Genomic DNA, 19,744 nt, shown 5'->3' with positions numbered 1-19,744 from the left:
ATAAAAATTATTGTACATGGAAATTATTGGTTTTGCCGCAGCGATTATTATGGGTCTATCACTTGGCCTGATTGGTGGAGGAGGTTCAATTCTAACCTTGCCTATATTGGTTTATCTTTTTGGTTTAGACCCTGTTTTATCTACTGCCTATTCTTTATTTGTAGTAGGCTTAACAAGTTTTATCGGGTCATTTTCACATTTCAGACAAGGAAATGTTCATTTAAAAACCGCGATTATTTTCGGTATTCCTTCCATTATCTCTGTCTATGCTGTTAGAAAATTTGTAGTACCTATTATTCCTGATCCGTTCTTTAGTGTTGGCGATTTTGTGTTTAGCAAAGCCTTATTTGTTATGGTTTTGTTTGCTGTACTTATGCTGTTGGCTTCTTTTTCTATGATTCGCAAGCCAAAGCAAGAGAAAGAGGCAAAAGGCGAGGTTAAGTATAACTATCCACTCATTTTTGCAGAGGGTTTGTTGGTAGGTGGAATTACAGGGCTTGTAGGTGCAGGTGGTGGGTTTCTAATTATTCCTGCGCTGGTGTTATTGGCAGGTCTTCCAATGAAACAGGCAGTAGGCACTTCGTTGCTTATTATTGCCTTAAAATCTTTAATTGGTTTTACAGGCGATTTAGGGTCCGGTCTTTCAATTGATTATAACTTCATGTTAATGTTTTCTGGCTTTGCTATTGTTGGTATAGTACTAGGTAGCTATTTAACCAAATTTATCCCTAACGAGAAACTAAAACCAGCCTTTGGTTGGTTTGTATTGATAATGGGTGTTTATATTTTAGGAAAAGAGCTATTGTTTTAATACTTATCTGCTAATCTATTTAGACACCACTAGTTTCAAAAGGGTAGAGATTTGGTAAAAGAAACCATCCGTCAGACCACTGTAAGCGGAAGTAAACAGCGGTCAGGCAGATTTAAGGTAAAAAAATATTAACAGTAATACTTATGATGAACAGTAATACAAAGCAATTTGTAATTTGGGGTATTGCCGCAGTAGTTGGAGCAACAGCTGGATTTATCTATTGGTATTTCATTGGATGTAATAGTGGCAGCTGCGCCATTACTTCCTCACCAGTTAACAGTTCTATTTATGGTGGTATAATGGCAATTTTATTAGTAAATGTTTTTGATAAACAAAAAACTAAACCTGAAAATGAAAATCGAAAAACAATTGATCAAAAAGGATAATCCTGATTACCAGATAATCGGTGATGCTATTAAAAGTGTTGAAAGTGTTGTTGGCATTGATGCTAAGCATACCCACATCCTCATCATCAATAAATTACTTGAGCTTGATAAAAAGCTTGACAAGATTAGCAAGCAACTTAATAAGAAGATGGCCAAAAAGAAAAAGCAGAAATAGTATACTACATTTAAGCACAATCTTGTGCAAGTATTCTTATAGTCGTTAATGAAACAAGGCCTTAGAGAAAACTGGAAACAGTTTGCTATACTTATTTTGGTAAACGCTTTCGTTGGTGCCATGATTGGTATGGAGCGTTCTGTATTCCCAGACCTGGCTAAAGAAAAGTTTGGTATGCAAGGGCATACTGCGCTTTTATCTTTTATTATAACTTTTGGTCTGATCAAGTCTATTGCTAATTATGCTGCTGGCCGGTATACAAAATTGATAGGTCGTAAGAAAATGCTAATGCTGGGATGGGTCGCTGCATTGCCAGTACCTTTTCTGCTCATCTTCGCTAATTCATGGAATATGATTTTGCTGGCCAATATTTTTCTAGGTCTTAATCAGGGTCTCACTTGGTCAACCACAGTGTTGATGAAAATTGACTTAGTAGGAGAGAAGAACAGAGGTTTAGCAATGGGCCTTAATGAATTTGCCGGTTATCTTACCGTTTCTTTAATTGCTTTACTCAGTAGTTGGATTGCTGTTGAATATGGTGTTCACCCCTATCCTTTTTATATGGGTATTGGTTTTGCGTTTGCTGGTTTACTTATCACGCATTTTTGGGTAAATGATACTACAGCAATGGCGAAGCTTGAAGCTGGAGGTGATAGTAAGAGCGAGAAGAAAAACATATTCCTCTATACAACTTGGCAACATCGAAATTTGGGTGCAGTAACACAGACAGGCTTCGTTAATAATTTGAATGATGCTATGGCTTGGGGAATAATTCCTGTGTGGATGCATCAACAAAATTATACGTTGGGAGAAATAGGCTTAGTAGCTGCAGTTTATCCAGCCATGTGGGGTATAGGTCAATTATTTTCAGGTAAGCTTTCTGATGTTTTTTGTAAGAAGGATATACTGCTGTACGGCATGATTTTTCAGGCCATGGCCATTTTTCTTTTTCCCTTTATGCAGTCCTTACAAGCCTTGATTATACTCTCGGCTATTTTGGGCATAGGCACTGCGTTGGTTTATCCCACCTTTTTAAGCAGCATAGCAGAAAACACTACGGTAGAAGAAAGGCCTGAGAGTTTAGGCATCTTTCGTTTTTGGCGTGATTTCGGTTACGTAGCCGGTGGTTTAATGGTTGGTCTAACTGCCGATAGGGTGAGCGTTGTATTTTCAATAGAGCTTGTAGCGTTTATCACCTTAATTTCAGGAATTATCATCGCTTTCCGCATGTATTGCCCTACTACAAAATCATTTACCTGTTTTCAGGGTTAACTAAAAATTTCTTGTGTAACTTTTGTTACGGACTGACGAAAGTCATGTTTCTATCTTTGTATTAAATTGAACTAAATATTAAAAGTAACTTATGTTAGAAACCATTCAGCAACCCTGGCCTTGGTATGTGGCAGGCGCTCTTATTGGATTGACGGTACCAGCTTTGCTATTATTGGGGAATAAACATTTTGGTGTTTCCTCTTCTCTGCGTCACATTTGTGCCGCATGTATTCCTGGAAATATTTCTTTTTTTAAGTACGATTGGAAAAAGGAAGTATGGAATTTATTTTTTGTTGCAGGTGTCTTATTTGGTGGTCTTATCGCCACGCAGTGGCTAAGCAACCCTGCCCCTATTGTTGTTTCTGAAAAAACAGTAGCAGCTTTGCAAGTACTGAATATTGAAACAGACAATCAACTGATGCCTGCTTCTATTTTCAGTTTTAACAATCTCTTTACTATTCGTGGCCTCTTGTTCTTTGTTGTAGGAGGCTTTATGGTAGGCTTTGGTACACGCTATGCAGGAGGTTGCACCAGCGGGCACGCCATTATGGGTTTGTCGAATTTACAATGGCCATCATTGGTAGCTACGTGCTGTTTTATGGTGGGTGGCTTTGTAATGGTACACCTTATTTTTCCCTGGTTAATGACACTTTAATTATAAAGAAGATATTGTATGCAAAAAACTAAAGATGAATTTGTAGATACACAGGTGGTTCAACATCCTATTGAATGTGAAGCACCTAATGATCAGGTGGCAAATGAACCACTCATCAGCGCTAACATCAAATACATGGTAGTCGGTATATTGTTCGGGATTGTATTTGTTAAAGCAGAAATTATTTCATGGTATAGAATTCAGGAAATGTTTCGTCTGCATTCTTTTCATATGTATGGAGTAATCGGAACAGCTGTTGTAGTAGGACTTATTTCAGTTCTATTAATAAAAAGATTTTCAATTAAAACCATGCAAGGTGAAAAGGTTGTTTTTCATGATAAGACTTTTCATTGGGGAAATGTTATTGGCGGACTAATGTTTGGCTTAGGATGGGCTATTACAGGTGCTTGCCCAGGCCCTTTGTTTGCACAAATTGGTAGTGGATTTCTAGTGGTGATTGTCACCCTGCTTAGTGCGATTGCCGGAACATGGGTATACGGACTGTTGCGTGATAAACTTCCTCATTAATTTTATACGTACTGTAATCAAAGTCACAGAAAAAGTAAGGACAACAAATGACCTTTGTACGATATAAACAATGAAATTTTATGTTGTCCTTACTCTTCGAAAATAATCATCTCACAATCAAGCATCATAAAACCGATCAATATCTTTTACTGACATGGAAAGGTTTTATACCCAGTACGGAATTCAGGTCGCTTGCTTGTGAAATTATAAAAGCAGTTGAGAAAACCAAAGTAAATAAAATTCTTTCTGATAATACTGAATGGAAAATAATTTCACCAAACGATTATAGTTGGGCTGCAAGCCATTGGTTTCCGAAAGCAGAAGAGAGTGGGATTAAACAAATGGCAACTGTTTTAAGTACAGATGCTTTTAACAGACTGGCCGAAAGAACAGTGCAAAACATGGCGGATATCTCAGGTATGAAAATTCGAAATTTTGAACGTTTAGCAAAGGCTGCTGATTGGCTTACTGCTAATGCAACAGTAAAAGTAGCATAGCATAAGCCTAATGATGTTTATTTAGCAGGTAAAAATGAAAACAGAGTTTAAAGAAATACAAACTGTAACAAAGCTCATTACTAGCTTAATCATCACTTTATTGATTTTGGTTATTATGATGGGTACAACTGTTAGTATTCTCTACATTAAACCAACTTTCTTTTCAGATCTCATTAAAAATAAAGCGAATTCTGCCATAGTTAATAAAATCGAAAAATCAGTATTGTTTTGGAAGGCGCCTGAAGCAAATAACATTCCTGCAACACCCGCAGGTGATGAGATTCGTTATGGACGAGAATTAATTATTCATACAGCTGAGTATTTAGGCCCAAAAGGAAAGGTGTTAAGCATAAGTAATGGAATGAATTGCCAAAACTGTCACTTGGAAGCTGGCACTAAAGTTTTTGGTAATAATTACAGTGCAGTGGCATCCACCTATCCAAAATTCAGGGCAAGATCAGGTTCTGAAGAAACTATTGAAAAAAGAGTTAATGATTGTTTTGAGCGCAGTCTTAATGGAAAGCCCTTAGCCGAAAATAGTAAAGAGATGAAAGCTATTGTGGCCTATATTCATTGGCTTGGCAACGAAGTGCCTAAGGGTGAGGTACCCAAAGGGGCTGGTTTGGTTGAACTGTCTTATTTAGACCGTGCTGCTGATCCAATTAAAGGAAAGATACTCTACGAAGCAAAATGCACTGTTTGCCATGGCACTGATGGGCAAGGCATAATGAATAAGGATGGCAATGCATGGACTTATCCACCTTTGTGGGGTAAAAATAGTTACAATGATGGAGCAGGTTTATTCAGATTATCGCGCTTTGCTGGTTACATCAAAGCAAACATGCCACTGGGAGCAACACATGAAACACCTCTGTTAACTGATGAAGAAGCGTGGGATATAGCAGCCTATGTTAATGATATGGATAGACCCAAAATGGATATCAGCAAAGATTGGCCAGACATTTCTAAAAAACCGATAGACCATCCGTTTGGCCCCTTTGCAGATGGCTTTAATGAAAAAGAACACAAGTTTGGTCCATATCAGTCTATAATGAGCAAACGAAAAGAAGTGTTGGGTAAGAAATAATCAAGTAATGAAGAATGTGATACTGGCGTTCAGCCTTGCACTTTTAAGTGTACAATATACCTATGCCCAGCACCAGGACCCAAGTTGGTCAGTGCGCAGAGCGACTATAAATCTACAACACATGGAGAATGATAGCCTGTGTAACGTACTGCACAAGATGGGTACTTTCGAAGGACACTTACGAACATTTTTCATGGGTACAACTAATCACAATGAATACCCTGATTATTATGCACTTGGTGTTGGTGGTGGCCTTGGTTATTACTCGCCAATTATTAAGAATTTTCAAGTGGGAATGTCGGGCTTCATTATTTATAACATGGCTTCATCACATCTGGGCTCACGCAATGGTTTTACAAACAGGTATGAGCTTGGTTTATTTGATGTCAGCAATCCTGATAACCACGAAGACCTTGACAGGTTAGAAGATTTGTACATTCGATACTATTTAAATGCAGATAAGCATAGCTACACACAGTTTGGTAAATTCCATTTAGTTACACCATTGATTAATCTACAAGATGGTCGCATGCGTCCAAATCTTCAGGAGGGTATTTGGACAGAGTGGAATAATTGGGAAGGAATTAAATTGAAAGGCGGATTTTTTTGGAAGACCTCTCCACGCGGAACCATTCACTGGTATGATATTGGAAAATCCATTGGCGTGTATCCTATGGGCAGGGCGATTAATGGATCAAGAGCAGACTATGCAGGTCATGTAAAGACTTCCGGTATTACTATTCTTAACACGAGCCTAGCATTACATAAAAATGTCAAATCTGAAATATGGAATTACTATGTGCCAGATTTGCAAAACACTTTATTTCATAAGACTGAGTGGAAGAAGAAAAATGATCATGTACAATGGATGATGGGATTGCAATACATTTGGCAGCATGCTCTTTTTAACGATACCCTTGCTTTGGAGAAACAATATGTGAGCAAAGGAGAGCAATCCCATACATTTAGCGGGCGAATAGCAAGAAGTAATGTACATACCGCTGCTGAATGGAATTTGAGTTATACAAGAATAACAAAACACGGACGTTTTCTTTTTCCGCGTGAATGGGGAGTTGAGCCACTCTATACCTTTATGCAACGTGAGCGCATGGAGGGATCTGGTGATGCTAATGCCCTTGTGTTACAACATCAGCGCTATGCTGATAAGGGACACCACGTATTAGTTTCAGCTGGTATTGGTTCATTTTGGATGCCAGATGTAAATAATGCTGTGCTTAATAAATACGCAATGCCTGATTTCTTTCAGGCGAACTTGCGCGCGAAGTATAAGTTTACAGGATTCTTACAAGGATTGCAGGCAGATTTGCTTTATGTGTATAAAGGTAATATGGAAACAAACCTGCAAGAATCAGTGCAGTTTTATCACAACAAAATTGATGTTCATCATCTTTCCCTGGCACTTGATTATTATTTCTAATTGGCTAACTGAATTTAAATTTCTTTCATTCTTTTTCCTTTGACTGAAGTTAGGACAATGATATCAACTTTGATAAGAAGAGAATATTAACGACTTCATCTCCTCCCCATTTTAAAGCTTAATATCCGATTGTACTTTAAGATATTAATGAGATTGTAGTAATTTGTCTAAAGCATTAATGAGCCAATTATTTCATTGAAAGGTCTTTATAGAATAAACCGATCTGGATAAATCATCGTTTGAGCTTAATAGGATATAGAAGTGAATCTATATGTAATATTTTTGAAACACGATAATTTTTTTGTCTAACTGTAACTAAATAAAAGACCACAAAGCAAATTATTATAATACATTAACAATTTAACTTTTTTAAAAATGGAAAAAAACAAAAAAACAATTGAGTCATTTGACAAAAGATTTACAATTGAAAAGCATGCCGACAAAATAGTTGGGGGAATGACATTATCAGGTAACAATAGGCCTGTTGGCGCCAATACTATTTGTGAAACTGGAAATCCCTGGAATAGTTATATGACTGATGATTGTGCTGATGAATTTATAATCTACTTGCCATAAACTCAAGATGTTTATGGTGTTGGTTTAATAGATTTTGTTGCGTTCCGCGTAAATCATTTTAACTAGTATCATCAAGTCCACATGAATTTGATTTTAAATCGCAATTCATGTGGACTTATATTTTGCAGACTATTTATCCTCTTTTAGAGTAAATCCCAAAATCAAAGAATAGGATGCTAAAATTATTTTATTGAATCTATATGATAGCCGTAATTAGTAATGAAAGTGGTGAGCCCTCTACATCTGATGTAATAAATTGGATATCATATTTGGGTCACGATTCTTTATTGCTCTATGGAGAAGATTTCGGAAGGCATTTCAATGTAAATATTGCTTTTTTAGGTAAGAATGAACTGGCGAGTTTTGAGTTGCATGGAAAAGTTTATACACCGGATGACATTTCAATAATCTGGTATAGAAGAGATCGGACTTATTTTCCAGAATCGCTGAATGATATAAGTAACGATACTAATAGAGAGAAAGTAAAACGATTAGTTTTTAATGAGGTCAATGTATTGAGGTCACATTTCTATGCTCTTTTAAAAGATAAAAAATGGCTGTCTGATCCTAAAAAATCACTAGTCAACAAGCTTGATGTGTTGAAAGAGGCGGCTAGTGTAGGGTTAAAAATCCCTGAAACATTAGTTACCACTTCTAAAAGCTCTCTAATAGATTTTTTTCAGAGACATAATAAAAATGTGATTATAAAACCCATGAGTGAAACACTTTTTTACGCCATTAATGATAGGCAATATTCTTTGGCGACTCATTTGCTGACAGATTTGGAAGTTGAAAGTATGCCTGAAACTTTTTTCCCATGTCTTGTCCAAGAATGCGTTGTCAATAGTTTTGAGATAAGAGTCTTTTATCTGGAGGGTAAGTGTTACAGTATAGCCGTTTTCCATAACCAAAACATTGACCAACAATTTGATAACCGAATAGGATACCTTGATCATCATAAATCTTGTTACCAACTTCCGAAACATATAGAAACGAGTATAGATATGCTCTTGAAAAATTTGCAGATGGAAACGGGTTCATTAGATTTTATCCGAACTCCAGAGGGTGAGTTTGTTTTTCTGGAAGTCAACCCAGTAGGGCAGTTTTCAGGAATGGTATCCTACCCTGGGAATTATTACCTCGAAAAAAAAATAGCCCAATACTTAATTAGAAAAAGTAATGAAGAAAAAAGCATTTAAGCCTTGTGAAGTACTTGAAGAGTATACAGGAAATCAATTAAAAGAATTGCCATTGTCACTCAATGTAATGAAAGAAATAAAACATAAAAAAGAATCTAGAGTCTCAAAATCTACAATTAAATCCACCCGACAGAATGATTTCATACTCGCTGCTTTTTATAAACCTGTTTCTCAAATCCTATAAGCTGTAATGACTTGCTTTAAACTCTATTCTGCCTGTATTCCTGTAAGAGGTGCGAGTCGTAGCATCATATGTAATCTTGTAAAAGGTAATTTCAATTATATTCCCAATACCTTGTATGACATTCTTGCTGACTATAAGAACTGTAATATCGAAAAAATAGAAAATGATTTTGATGAACGGTCTCATAAAGAATTGCATAAACATTTCAATTTTCTTGTCGAAAATGGGTTTGGTTTTTGGTGTGATAAACCAGAAGAGTTTATAGACATGGAATTAGATTGGGATCGTTCGTCCCCTATCACAAATGCCATAATTGACATAGATAATCTTAGTAAGTATGATGTTTCAGAAGTCATACGTCAATTAGATAATTTCAGATGCGAAGCATTACAAATACGCTGCTTTAGTGTCATAAGTATAGAAGAAATAAATCGAATTCTTTCAGTTACTACTGAAAGCAATTTTATATCGATCGAATTGTACTTAAAGTATAATCCTATCTACAATGAATCCTTTCTTAAGGATCTATGTGAAAAACACAAAAGAATTCGTTTTGCTATAATACATAGTTCTCCTGAAGAGAAAGTTATATCTTCTGATGATGATTATTACTATGCTTGGTTTGATAAAACAGAATTAAAAGATGAAAGTCATTGCGGTAATATTTCCAGAAAATATTTCAGTCCTAATATTTTACTTTTTACAGAGAGCCAACACTTTAACAACTGCTTAAATCGAAAAATATCGGTTGATAAAGAAGGGAACATCAAGAACTGTCCTTCTATGTTAATGAGTTATGGCAAGATTCAGAATACATCCTTAAAAGAAGCTTTAGAAAAAAAAGGATTTACTGATAATTGGATTATAAAAAAGGATGAAATAGAGGTTTGCAAAGACTGTGAGTTTCGCTATATATGTATTGATTGTCGCGCATATACATCTGATGCAAAAAACAAATATTCTAAGCCTGCTAAATGTACCTATGATCCTTATAGGACTACATGGTCTTAAATTTGCCGAGGATTATTATGCCAATTTGGAATTATTCAATGAGGCAGCAGCTAGATTAAATGGCGGAAGACACGTAAAGCATTAATAAATAAGCATTAATTGAATTAGCCTTTTCACAATTCTACGATGAGATTTCGGTTGTTGGGAAACTCGGAATCCTCAAAGAAAAGCCTCAGCGTTAGATGAATAACTGAAGTGAGACATATTTAACCATAAAAGAGTTATTCTTCTACCTTTTTCAACTTTGTTGGATGACTCAATTTGTAATCCTCGGTCTTCTTATGAAAGCCTAAACTTTTATTTACATAACCCTTTTTATAAGCTTTGATTCTGGCATCAAACTCAATAACATCGCCCGGTTTAAGTGCAAGACTTTCAAAAGCTTTGCTATAAGTAAACCACACATGGTCGGATACAACTTGCTTTAGAGCTACATCAACTACTTGTGTAAAAAGTAGTGTGTCTTCTGAAAACCCATGGTAATTAGTTTTTTTACCCAATCTACTCAGCACGGCTCTGAAAGTTTTTCGCTCTTCTGCCTGTTCAGCTAATTTTTTTCTCACCCTCAAAACTAATGATTTATTAGCTCAGTGGTAAGTATTTACATTAACGTTGAGATTGTTTTTTGATGAAATCAAAAATACTATACCTTTTTTACCGGGCAAGTATTTAACCCAACAAGCGCATATAAAGGGCAGAACCCTACAAGACTGGTTACAAGAAATACTACAGCCAAACCAAGTACCACATAACCTGCAGTTCCGCTTACTGTGTTCGTAAAATAGAGTACTGCAAAAACTACCGCAAGGGAGATGCGGATTACTTTATCGATGTTTCCAACATTGGTCTTCATAAAAATTCTTTTTTTTGATTTGATCCAAAGTAGCTTAATATGCACTTAGCATATTGTGACATTTGTCACATATTGTGCTTTTCTTTTCGATTCCTGACAAAAATCAGCCAATTCCTGTAACGCTTGTCACATGCATTATCATTGCACTTTTTCAAATTTGCCTATAACAAATAACTCAATTACTAAAATTTCAACATATGACAATTGAACAAATATACACCGGTTGCTTAGCAGAGGCTGCTTACTACATCGAAAGTGCAGGGGAGGCAGTAATTATTGATCCATTGAGAGAGACTGCTCCTTATATTGAAAGAGCACAAAAAGATGGTGCAAAAATCAAGTATGTAATGGAAACACATTTCCATGCCGATTTTGTTTCAGGCCATATCGATTTAGCAAAGAAGACTGGTGCTACCATCGTATTTGGCCCTACTGCCAAGCCTGGCTATGAAGCTTATGTGGCGGTGGACGAAGAAGTATTTCCCGTTGGTGATGTAAGTATTACTGTACTTCACACACCTGGGCATACGTTAGAATCCACTACTTATCTTTTAAAAGATGAACATGGAAATCCACACGCAATTTTTACAGGCGATACCTTATTTGTAGGCGATGTCGGTAGACCCGATTTGGTGCAAAAGCTGAAAGCAGAAGTTACGCCACAGTATTTAGCTGGTTTATTATATGATTCACTCCGCAATAAAATTATGACTCTTCCTGATGAAGTAATTGTTTATCCGGGTCATGGAGCGGGTAGTGCATGTGGAAAGAAAATGGACAAGGAAACTGTTTCTACAGTAGGTAGACAAAAAATGTTCAATTATGCTTTACGTTCTGATATGACTAAAGAGGAGTTTATTGAGGCTGTAACAGATGGTTTGACTGAACCACCACAATATTTTCCTGCCAATGTATTGATGAATGTGTTGGGTGGAGTAAAGGGTATAGATGAGGTGCTTAGTGTTGGTACGAGACCTTTAACAGTAAGAGAGTTTGTGGCTGCATGGGAGGGTAATGAGGCTTTAGTAATTGATACAAGGAAGAAAGAGGACTTTGTTCAGGGATTTATTCCTGGTTCAATCTTCATTGGCATTGATGATAGCTTTGCCCCCTGGGTAGGTGCCTTGATTACCGACTTGAAGCAACCTATTTTATTTATAGCAGAAGCCGGACGAGAAGAAGAAGTGGTGACTCGGTTGGCACGCGTTGGCTACGATCATGCCCTGGGTTATCTTAAGGGGGGGATTATAGCCTGGAAAGAGGCAGGTAATGCTGTTGACACACTCGATGAAGTAAGTGCACAGGAACTGGAGTCGCTTACACTACTAGGCGATAAAATGAATATTTTGGATGCCAGAAGAAAAAGTGAATTTGATGCGGAACACCTAGTGTTGGCAGAAAATTTTCCTTTGGACACTATTAACCAGCATATGCATGAGTTGGATAAACATAAGACCTACTACATTCACTGCGCGGGTGGATATAGATCGGTGATTGCTTCCTCTATTTTGAAATCAAGGGGATACCATAACATTGTAAATGTGCGTGGCGGGTATAAAGCCCTATGCGAAACACACTTGTCGCGTACAGAACATAAAGAAATGATAAGTGAGTTGTAATTGCTAATCATCTATTTGTCAATAATCCGTCTGACTGCTTTCTATGATAGAGAAAGTTTGTCAGATGGATTTATTTAATTGGATGACAATTGTGTAATCTTCAAATCAACGAATTATCGAATTACTTTTTCACATCTCCATCCCATCCGGTAATACCCATGGCAAGATTATAGAGTTCACCTTTAAAGCCCTTATCCTCCATAATCTTACAGGCCCTTGCAGAGCGAGCTCCACTTCGGCAATAAACCAAGTAGTTTTTTGATTTGTCTAATTTGACCAATTCACTTTCAAAAAAGGCACCATTAATGTCTAAAAACAAGTTAGCCTGGGGAATATGACCCTCTGCTACCTCTTTTGGGGTTCTTACATCAAGCACAAGCGTATTGGCTTTTTTGAATAATTCTTTGAACTGTTTATTATCTACATTCTGAAACATATAGGAGCTTATTTATAGAAGTGAATTTATGCATTTGTAACCTTAGTCACAGAACTTTTAACGTTTCTTTTTCAGTTTTGTTAATTGTAAATTGAAGCTGCATGAGGAATTTAATCTTTTTACTATTATCAAGTTTATCCTTATCAGCGTATAGTCAGAAAGTGCCCAAAGTGCTTTTTCACCTGCAATCTGCTGATACGCTGGTACATAAATCGGTGGTGACGCAGATTAAGAATCTTAAGCAGGAGATTCCAACGGCAGAGGTATTGGTCGTTTGTAACGGACCGGGTGTTGAATTCACATTATTGAGTAAAAGTACCTATATCAACCGTTTGGCAAAACTGAACCTGCCTAATGTTAAAGTTGTTGCTTGTGAGTTTACCATGGCACAAAGAAAAATAGGCAAAGCTGACCTCAATCCATACAGTGGCACAGTATCTCACGGAATAGTGGAAATCGTTCGAAAGCAAAACGAAAATTGGTTATACGTAAAAGCAGGTTTTTAACAGATAAAAACGGAAGAAATGAAACTACTAGTAACATCTCTTGTTCTTACATTCACGATGATGAACCTAAGTTGTCAGTCGCAGAATAATGCCGTAAAGCAATTAGAGACAGAGGCATTTGCACAAAAGTTAAAGCAAACAAACACATATAATTTAGTGGACATCAGAACTCCTGATGAGTATAAACAAGGGCATTTAGATAAGGCGGTAATGATCGACTATTACAGCAGCGATTTTAAAAATGAATTAAATAAGCTTGATAAATCAAAACCACTTTTTTATTACTGTGCTTCCGGGGGCAGGAGTGGTAAAACAATACCAATACTTCAGGAGCTGGGTTTTAAAGAGGTATATGAATTAAAAGTTGGTTTTAACGGGTGGCGTAGCGCAAATAAACCTTTTGTTAAATAATGCGACTTACCTTATTACTATCCATGCTGACTATTGCTTTAACTTCGAAAGCACAAGTCGAAAATGATGCTTATAATCTAATGCTGAAAACAATGTTATCTCATAGTGTAAATGAGATTTCAGTAGATGAGCTAGCTAAATTAAAAGATGTAGTCTTATTGGATGCAAGAGAAGAAGCCGAATATAAGGTAAGTCATCTCCTGAACGCCAGGTATGTTGGTTATGATAATTTCAATATGGACTCAGTAAAGAATATTGATAAACAAGCAATTGTCATTGTGTATTGTTCTGTAGGCTATCGGAGTGAGAAAATTGCTGAGAAATTGAAAAGTGCAGGGTTTGCCAATGTTTCAAACTTATACGGAGGTATTTTTGAATGGGTAAATCAGGGTAACCAATTAGTGGATAGTGATGAAAAGAAAACCAATAATGTCCATGCTTACAACAAAACCTGGGGTATCTGGTTAAATAAAGGGAGTAAAGTTTATGAGCCATGACAAGATCAAAAACACTATTCAAGATTCTTTTAGTATGTATGATGTGTATTGGCATTATTACAGCTATTGTCTTATTGCTTGATTTAAAGTAGGTATGGAAAAGTATTGGAAAATTGTTGTTGATTCTTATACCGGATATTGGAACTACCTGGTAAACGAAGTGGCATATCCGGGATGGCATAATTACTTCTGGTGGTTGGTTGGTTTATCTCTTTTTGTCTGGTTATTAGAAATCATCGTTCCCTGGCGCAAAGGACAATCAATTGTAAGAAAGGATTTTTGGCTTGATGGTTTCTATATGTTCTTTAACTTTTTTTTGTTTTCGTTAATTGGATATAATGCCATCTCAAACATTGGCGTAAATGCATTTAATGATTTTCTTGCTTTGTTTGGTATCACCAATGTGGTAGCTATCAATGTACAGAGCTGGCCTTTCTGGGCACAGTTGCTAACTATGTTTATCATTGCCGATTTTATTCAATGGAATATACATAGACTACTACATCGTATACCTTGGATGTGGGAATTTCACAAAGTACATCATTCTGTAGAAGAAATGGGATTTGCCGCCCACCTGCGATTTCATTGGATGGAAACAATCATCTATAAGGTTATCCAATACATACCGCTCGCCATGATTGGTTTTAGTCTGCAAGACTTCTTTGTTATACATATTATTGCGGTAGCTATTGGACACTTAAATCATTCCAACCTTAATATCACGTATGGGCCATTCAAATATTTACTGAATAATCCCGCGATGCACATCTGGCATCATGCAAAGAAATTACCCAACCAATATGGCGTTAACTATGGAATAAGTTTAAGCGTATGGGATTATATTTTTGGCACTGCTTATATTCCGAAAAGCGGACGTGATGAAAAGTTGGGTTTTGAAGGTGATGAGAAATTCCCTAAAACTTTTTGGCAGCAAATTATCTATCCTTTATTTAAACAAAAGACTTAGGAATTTAGAATTTAGAATTTAGAATTTAGAATTTAGAATTTAGAATTTAGAATTTAGAATTTAGAATTTAGAATTTAGAATTTAGAATTTACTAATGTCACTAAACAAATAATTACATGCAGAAGAAATATTGGCTAGTACTCATCATTCCTATATTGTTTAATGCTTGCTCGACTGCGCCAACAGCACAAGAAATAGTTGATTCAGCAATACTAGCACATGGAGGTAAAACTTTCGATAAATTCCAGGTTGATTTCGATTTCAGAGATAAACACTATACCGCCATCAGAAAAGGAGGGGAGTTTACCTATATACGTGCCTTTACCGATTCTACAGGAACTTATCGCGATGTCCTTAATAATACAGGTTTCACAAGACATAGAAATGACACTTTACAGTCATTGACTGATGAAAAAAGAAAAGCATTTACTAACTCAGTTAATAGCGTAATTTATTTTGCGCTATTGCCCTTTGGCTTAAATGATCCTGCTGTGGTAAAGGAATTGGTCGGAGAGGAAGAAGTAAAAGGAAAGCGATATTTTGTGATTAAAGTTTCTTTTAAACAAGAAGGTGGTGGTGCTGATTTTGAAGATGAGTTCTTGTATTGGATTAAATCAGAAAACTACACAGTCGACTACCTGGCATATAGTTACCATACCAATGGAGGTGGAATACGCTTTCGAGAAGCAGTTAATCCGCAAAATGTAGGTGGTATACTTTGGCAGGATTATATCAATTACAAGCCTGCAGATGAAAAGGGTACAAGTCTGCTGCAACTCATGCCTATGTTTAAAGAAGGTAAATTAGTAGAGCTTTCAAGTATTGAATTAAAGAATATGCAAGTAAGTACAGACCTTAACTGATCAGAAAGCCTTATGGAAAATCATGTAAAATCGTGTGTTTGTCATTCATGTAATATAGAACGTGTTACCGAAAAGGAGAAACAGTTTCATGTATCTATTTCAGAAGCCAGCAGACGTGATTTTCTTAAAAAAGCAGGCAGTCTGGGATTAGCATTAGGTATTGGTGGGGGCTTGGTGAGCCCACTTGCTGCTTCAGCACTAAATGAGAAAGATGCTGCTTTGAAGAGTAAGGAAATGCAAGGTAATGGTGCCATAAAAAGCGGCAAAGCCACCATGGTTTCCTTACTGCATACTGCTGATATTCACGCTCAGCTTCACATACATGATGAATTTTTCATTGAAAAAGGAAAAGTTGTTTATAAAAAACGTGGAGGATATGCTACGTTAAAATCAATGATCAATAGTTTGCGCTCACAAAACCCTGACAACACCTTCTTAATTGATGGTGGAGATTGTTTTCAAGGTGGAGGAGTAGCTGCTTTAAGCGAAGGTCGTGCCATTGTACCTTTAATGAATAACATTGGTTATGATTTGATGTTACCGGGCAACTGGGAAGTTGTGTACGGTAAAGAGATGATGATGAAAGATATGTTTGGTTATGATGCACCAAAGGTGTGCGCCAATATGTTTCATCAGACAAATGACCAACTGAATGGTGACCTGATTTTCCCTCCTTATTTCATTAAACGGATGGGTGGTATTAAAATTGGTTTTATTGGATACAACGATCCTCTTACACCCAAACGACAATCGCCTGCTTATAGTGAAGGCATACAATTTACACATCCTGAAAAAAATGTTGCTAAATACATACGGTTACTCCGTGAGTATGAAGGCTGCCAAATGGTAATCCTTTTAACACACATGGGGCTTGCTCAACAAATTGGCTTAGCCAACATGTCTTTTGTAAAAGGTGTGGATTATATTTTGGGCGCTGATACCCATGAACGTCTTCGTCAACCCATTCAGGGCACACATGCAAAGGTAACTGAACCTGGTGCTTTTGGCTCCTTTATTGCCAAGCTGGATTTTGTTGTGGAAGACGGAGTGATCAAAGACCACACCTATCAATTACTTGACGTAGATCCTGATGTGTATAAAGAGGATGAGGAAATGAAAGCCTTGGTTAAAAAAGTTCGTGAGCCTTATGCCACAGTACTGGACCGTGTTATTGGCACAACTAAAACCCCCTTGGTAAGGTATTATGTAAAGGAGACCCCTATGGACAACTTCATTACAGACGCCCTCATGTGGAAGTTTACGCCAGACATTGCCCTTAATAATGGCTTTCGTTTTTGTCCGCCACTAGTACCAGATCCGAAAACAGGTATTGCCGAAATATCCATGGATTATTTGTGGAGTATGCTACCTGTAGATAGCGAAGTGAAACAAGGTATGATTACAGGAAAGCAACTATGGGATTGGATGGAAAAAGAGCTGCAAAATACTTTTGCTAAAGATCCCGCGAAACGTTTTGGTGGTTGGTTAGTTCGCTTTAAGGGTATGGAAGTAAATTTCACTATTGCTAATGAAGATGGTAAGCGTGTTAACTGGATAAAAGTAAAAGGCAAAGCTATTGACTTAACTAAATCGTATAGCGTAATATCGTGCGAACGCGAAGGAGACCCGGAAACAACTATTTGTCGTATCGAAAATGTAAGTGAACCAAAACGTCTGAGTTTAACCTTACATCAAACTGTACAGGAATATTTGAAGAAGCACTCTCCAATAGCACCTAAGTTAGAAGGTAGAGCAACGGCTACCGATGCTCCTGATACGCTGCTAACACAATTGATGGGGTTTGGGTATGAGTTTCGTTAGCTGCCCCTTAATGCAGGCAGCTTTCTTTTGCTTCTTTAAAACTTCTCTAAAGCCAATTTTGCCTATGTGACCAAGATCACGGAACTTCTTATCCATCAACTGTAGTTTTGTACTATATATTCAGTTATGGAACAGAAAAAAACATTTCAGGACATTATTAATAGCGAAAAACCTGTATTAGTGGACTTTTTTGCCACCTGGTGCGGCCCCTGCAAAATGATGCAACCCATTTTACAGGAGTTGACAGGACGCATTGGCGATAAAGCCAGCATTATTAAAATAGATGTCGACAAAAATCCGGCAGTGGCTAGTGCCTACCGCATTCAAGGTGTACCTACTTTAATGGTTTTTAAAAATGGAAAAGCACTTTGGAGACAATCAGGTGTACTCAATGCTAATCAGCTTGAGCAAGTGTTAAATCAATTTTCAGAAACAACAAAAAATCAGGCTGTGTGACATCCGTCACTGTAGAAGAATTTCATAATCCTGAACTTTGTATCATCAATTAAATAAGTAAAAAATAACAAATTATAATCTATGTATTTTCAACACGTTTATGATAAGAGCTTAGCACAGGCAAGTTATTTTATTGGCTGTCAGAAAGCAGGTGTAGCCATGGTAATCGATCCGAAGAGAGACGTTGACACCTATCTTGAGATTGCCAAGCAAAACAATATGAAAATAACGCACGTGGCTGAAACACACATCCACGCAGACTTTCTTTCCGGTGCCCGCGAGTTAGCTGCCATCACTGGTGCTAAGATGTATCTATCTGATGAAGGTGGTGAAGGATGGCAGTATGAGTTTCCTCATGAGGGTGTGAAGGATGGCGATATTATAAAAGTCGGTAATCTTAAAATTGAAGTATTACACACCCCCGGTCATACACCGGAAAGCATTAGTTTCTTATTGACGGATACACCCGCCAGCGATAAACCGGTTATGATGTTTACCGGTGACTTTGTGTTTGTTGGTGATATTGGTCGTCCTGATTTATTAGAAGAAGCTGCTGGTATGATAGGCACAAAAGATATTGGTGCAAAACAGATGTTTAAATCTGTTGAGCGTTTCAGAGAACTAGCAGATTATATACAAGTATGGCCTGGCCACGGTGCAGGATCTGCATGCGGCAAGGCTTTGGGCGCAGTACCAAGTACAACAGTCGGCTATGAGAAAGTAAGAAACTGGGCATTGCAATACGAAAACAATGAACCTGGTTTTGTAAAGTATTTATTGGAGGATCAACCTGAGCCACCTAAGTACTTTGCTATGATGAAAAAGTTAAATAAGGTAGATCGTCCTTTACTTACTGAAGTGCCTAAACTGAACAAGTTATCAGCGCAGGATTTAAAATCGGCTATGGATAAAGGTATCAAAGTTATTGATACACGTTTGAAAGGGGATTTCGCTCAAGGCTTTATTCCCGGAAGCATTAACATACAAGGAAACAATGCATTCGCAACATGGATGGGGTGGTTTCTAACATATGAAGAACCATTTATTTTAGTTGCTGAAGAAGACAAACTTGACGACCTCACACGCAAACTTATGCGTATAGGTATGGATAATATTTACGGATATGTAAATAGTGTAAATGTGTGGACAAGCCTTGGCAACAAGCTGGAAAAAGCAAATGTGATTTCTCTGGACGAGTTCCAAAATATTTTAAAAACAAATCATACACAAATTGTTGACTTGCGTGGTGTTACAGAATTTAAGTCAGGACATGTAAAAGGTGCGGAGAATGTATTCATCGGAACACTAGAGAAGAATTTGAGTAAGATCAACAAAGATCAGCAAGTAGTTATTCACTGCCAAGGCGGAGATCGTTCTTCAACAGGTTATTCATTGTTAGCAAAACATGGATTTAAAAATATCAAGAACTATTCAGGGGGTATAAATGAATGGGTAAACAACGGCAATCCCGTTATCACAACAAATTAAAATTAAAG

The 19,744-nt window shown here is 37.0% G+C and carries 25 protein-coding genes; 22 read left to right on the top strand and 3 right to left on the bottom strand.

Annotation, left to right across the window (positions count from 1 at the left end):
• The first annotated feature begins 16 nt into the window (after window positions 1–16).
• The 13 genes from SanaruYs_RS08945 (at window position 17) to gwsS (ending at window position 9,819) form a co-directional block, all read left to right on the top strand.
• Window positions 17–811 carry a sulfite exporter TauE/SafE family protein gene (locus tag SanaruYs_RS08945; protein WP_127122213.1) on the top strand — a complete coding sequence of 265 codons (795 nt, stop codon included), beginning with the start codon at window positions 17–19 and terminating at the stop codon, window positions 809–811.
• A 143-nt stretch (window positions 812–954) separates the two neighbouring features.
• Window positions 955–1,197: a DUF6132 family protein gene (locus SanaruYs_RS08940; RefSeq protein ID WP_246011881.1), complete on the top strand. Its 243-nt coding sequence runs from the start codon at window positions 955–957 to the stop codon at window positions 1,195–1,197.
• On the top strand, window positions 1,163–1,372 hold the full coding sequence (locus SanaruYs_RS08935; RefSeq protein ID WP_127122212.1) for a hypothetical protein: 210 nt from the start codon (window positions 1,163–1,165) through the stop codon (window positions 1,370–1,372). The genes SanaruYs_RS08940 and SanaruYs_RS08935 overlap by 35 nt, the downstream gene beginning before the upstream one ends.
• A 48-nt stretch (window positions 1,373–1,420) precedes the next feature.
• Window positions 1,421–2,644: an MFS transporter gene (locus tag SanaruYs_RS08930; RefSeq protein WP_127122211.1), complete on the top strand. Its 1,224-nt coding sequence runs from the start codon at window positions 1,421–1,423 to the stop codon at window positions 2,642–2,644.
• A 91-nt stretch (window positions 2,645–2,735) separates the two neighbouring features.
• Window positions 2,736–3,299 carry a YeeE/YedE family protein gene (locus SanaruYs_RS08925; protein ID WP_127122210.1) on the top strand — a complete coding sequence of 188 codons (564 nt, stop codon included), beginning with the start codon at window positions 2,736–2,738 and terminating at the stop codon, window positions 3,297–3,299.
• Window positions 3,300–3,317: 18 nt separating this feature from the next.
• Window positions 3,318–3,827 (top strand): DUF6691 family protein, encoded by a 510-nt coding sequence (locus tag SanaruYs_RS08920; protein ID WP_127122209.1) that lies wholly within the window; start codon window positions 3,318–3,320, stop codon window positions 3,825–3,827.
• An 80-nt stretch (window positions 3,828–3,907) separates the two neighbouring features.
• On the top strand, window positions 3,908–4,324 hold the full coding sequence (locus SanaruYs_RS08915; RefSeq protein ID WP_127122208.1) for a hypothetical protein: 417 nt from the start codon (window positions 3,908–3,910) through the stop codon (window positions 4,322–4,324).
• Window positions 4,325–4,358: 34 nt separating this feature from the next.
• Window positions 4,359–5,411 carry a c-type cytochrome gene (locus SanaruYs_RS08910; protein ID WP_127122207.1) on the top strand — a complete coding sequence of 351 codons (1,053 nt, stop codon included), beginning with the start codon at window positions 4,359–4,361 and terminating at the stop codon, window positions 5,409–5,411.
• A gap of 7 nt (window positions 5,412–5,418) precedes the next feature.
• The gene (locus SanaruYs_RS08905) at window positions 5,419–6,849 is read left to right on the top strand and encodes a hypothetical protein (RefSeq protein ID WP_127122206.1); all 1,431 of its coding nucleotides are present in this window, start codon (window positions 5,419–5,421) and stop codon (window positions 6,847–6,849) included.
• Between the two features lie 375 nt (window positions 6,850–7,224).
• Complete coding sequence (locus SanaruYs_RS08900; RefSeq protein WP_127122205.1) at window positions 7,225–7,425, top strand: hypothetical protein; 201 nt, start codon at window positions 7,225–7,227, stop codon at window positions 7,423–7,425.
• A 200-nt stretch (window positions 7,426–7,625) separates the two neighbouring features.
• Window positions 7,626–8,624: a grasp-with-spasm system ATP-grasp peptide maturase gene (gene gwsG / locus SanaruYs_RS08895; RefSeq protein WP_127122204.1), complete on the top strand. Its 999-nt coding sequence runs from the start codon at window positions 7,626–7,628 to the stop codon at window positions 8,622–8,624.
• The gene (locus tag SanaruYs_RS08890; protein WP_127122203.1) at window positions 8,605–8,808 is read left to right on the top strand and encodes a hypothetical protein; all 204 of its coding nucleotides are present in this window, start codon (window positions 8,605–8,607) and stop codon (window positions 8,806–8,808) included. Before gwsG ends, SanaruYs_RS08890 begins: the two co-directional genes overlap by 20 nt.
• 6 nt (window positions 8,809–8,814) lie before the next feature.
• A complete protein-coding gene (gene gwsS / locus SanaruYs_RS08885) occupies window positions 8,815–9,819 on the top strand; it encodes a grasp-with-spasm system SPASM domain peptide maturase (RefSeq protein WP_127122202.1) in 1,005 nt (334 codons plus the stop codon).
• A gap of 221 nt (window positions 9,820–10,040) precedes the next feature.
• On the opposite strand, the gene SanaruYs_RS08880 is transcribed toward gwsS, so the two are convergent.
• Both SanaruYs_RS08880 and SanaruYs_RS08875 read right to left on the bottom strand, forming a co-directional pair.
• The gene (locus SanaruYs_RS08880; RefSeq protein ID WP_127122201.1) at window positions 10,041–10,382 is read right to left on the bottom strand and encodes a hypothetical protein; all 342 of its coding nucleotides are present in this window, start codon (window positions 10,380–10,382) and stop codon (window positions 10,041–10,043) included.
• An 80-nt stretch (window positions 10,383–10,462) separates the two neighbouring features.
• Window positions 10,463–10,672 (bottom strand): YgaP family membrane protein, encoded by a 210-nt coding sequence (locus SanaruYs_RS08875; RefSeq protein ID WP_127122200.1) that lies wholly within the window; start codon window positions 10,670–10,672, stop codon window positions 10,463–10,465.
• 197 nt (window positions 10,673–10,869) lie between these two features.
• Between SanaruYs_RS08875 and SanaruYs_RS08870 the strand changes: the two genes are divergently transcribed.
• The gene (locus SanaruYs_RS08870) at window positions 10,870–12,291 is read left to right on the top strand and encodes an MBL fold metallo-hydrolase (RefSeq protein WP_127122199.1); all 1,422 of its coding nucleotides are present in this window, start codon (window positions 10,870–10,872) and stop codon (window positions 12,289–12,291) included.
• A gap of 121 nt (window positions 12,292–12,412) precedes the next feature.
• Here SanaruYs_RS08870 and SanaruYs_RS08865 read toward each other — a convergent pair whose 3' ends face one another.
• Window positions 12,413–12,727, bottom strand: a complete 315-nt coding sequence (locus tag SanaruYs_RS08865) for a rhodanese-like domain-containing protein (RefSeq protein WP_127122198.1) — start codon at window positions 12,725–12,727, stop codon at window positions 12,413–12,415.
• Between the two features lie 101 nt (window positions 12,728–12,828).
• On the opposite strand from SanaruYs_RS08865, the gene SanaruYs_RS08860 reads away from it, so the two are divergent.
• The 8 genes from SanaruYs_RS08860 (at window position 12,829) to SanaruYs_RS08825 (ending at window position 19,736) form a co-directional block, all read left to right on the top strand.
• On the top strand, window positions 12,829–13,233 hold the full coding sequence (locus SanaruYs_RS08860) for a DsrE family protein (protein WP_127122197.1): 405 nt from the start codon (window positions 12,829–12,831) through the stop codon (window positions 13,231–13,233).
• An 18-nt stretch (window positions 13,234–13,251) separates the two neighbouring features.
• Window positions 13,252–13,644 (top strand): rhodanese-like domain-containing protein, encoded by a 393-nt coding sequence (locus tag SanaruYs_RS08855; protein ID WP_127122196.1) that lies wholly within the window; start codon window positions 13,252–13,254, stop codon window positions 13,642–13,644.
• Window positions 13,644–14,141 (top strand): rhodanese-like domain-containing protein, encoded by a 498-nt coding sequence (locus SanaruYs_RS08850; RefSeq protein WP_127122195.1) that lies wholly within the window; start codon window positions 13,644–13,646, stop codon window positions 14,139–14,141. Before SanaruYs_RS08855 ends, SanaruYs_RS08850 begins: the two co-directional genes overlap by 1 nt.
• Before the next feature lie 94 nt (window positions 14,142–14,235).
• Complete coding sequence (locus SanaruYs_RS08845; RefSeq protein WP_127122194.1) at window positions 14,236–15,108, top strand: sterol desaturase family protein; 873 nt, start codon at window positions 14,236–14,238, stop codon at window positions 15,106–15,108.
• Window positions 15,109–15,224: 116 nt separating this feature from the next.
• Window positions 15,225–15,971 carry a DUF6503 family protein gene (locus SanaruYs_RS08840; protein WP_246011880.1) on the top strand — a complete coding sequence of 249 codons (747 nt, stop codon included), beginning with the start codon at window positions 15,225–15,227 and terminating at the stop codon, window positions 15,969–15,971.
• Window positions 15,972–15,983: 12 nt separating this feature from the next.
• Window positions 15,984–17,792, top strand: coding sequence for a bifunctional metallophosphatase/5'-nucleotidase (locus tag SanaruYs_RS08835; protein WP_127122193.1), 1,809 nt, complete (start codon window positions 15,984–15,986; stop codon window positions 17,790–17,792).
• A 126-nt stretch (window positions 17,793–17,918) separates the two neighbouring features.
• The gene (trxA, locus tag SanaruYs_RS08830) at window positions 17,919–18,248 is read left to right on the top strand and encodes a thioredoxin (protein ID WP_127122192.1); all 330 of its coding nucleotides are present in this window, start codon (window positions 17,919–17,921) and stop codon (window positions 18,246–18,248) included.
• 81 nt (window positions 18,249–18,329) lie between these two features.
• The gene (locus tag SanaruYs_RS08825; protein ID WP_127122191.1) at window positions 18,330–19,736 is read left to right on the top strand and encodes an MBL fold metallo-hydrolase; all 1,407 of its coding nucleotides are present in this window, start codon (window positions 18,330–18,332) and stop codon (window positions 19,734–19,736) included.
• The last annotated feature ends 8 nt before the right edge of the window (window positions 19,737–19,744 follow it).

The organism is Chryseotalea sanaruensis (assembly GCF_003990915.1).
In the GTDB taxonomy this organism is placed as follows: Bacteria; Bacteroidota; Bacteroidia; order Cytophagales; family Cyclobacteriaceae; genus Chryseotalea; species Chryseotalea sanaruensis.
The sequence above is the reverse complement of the archived record's forward strand: the minus strand, read 5'-3'. Positions and strand labels throughout refer to the sequence as shown.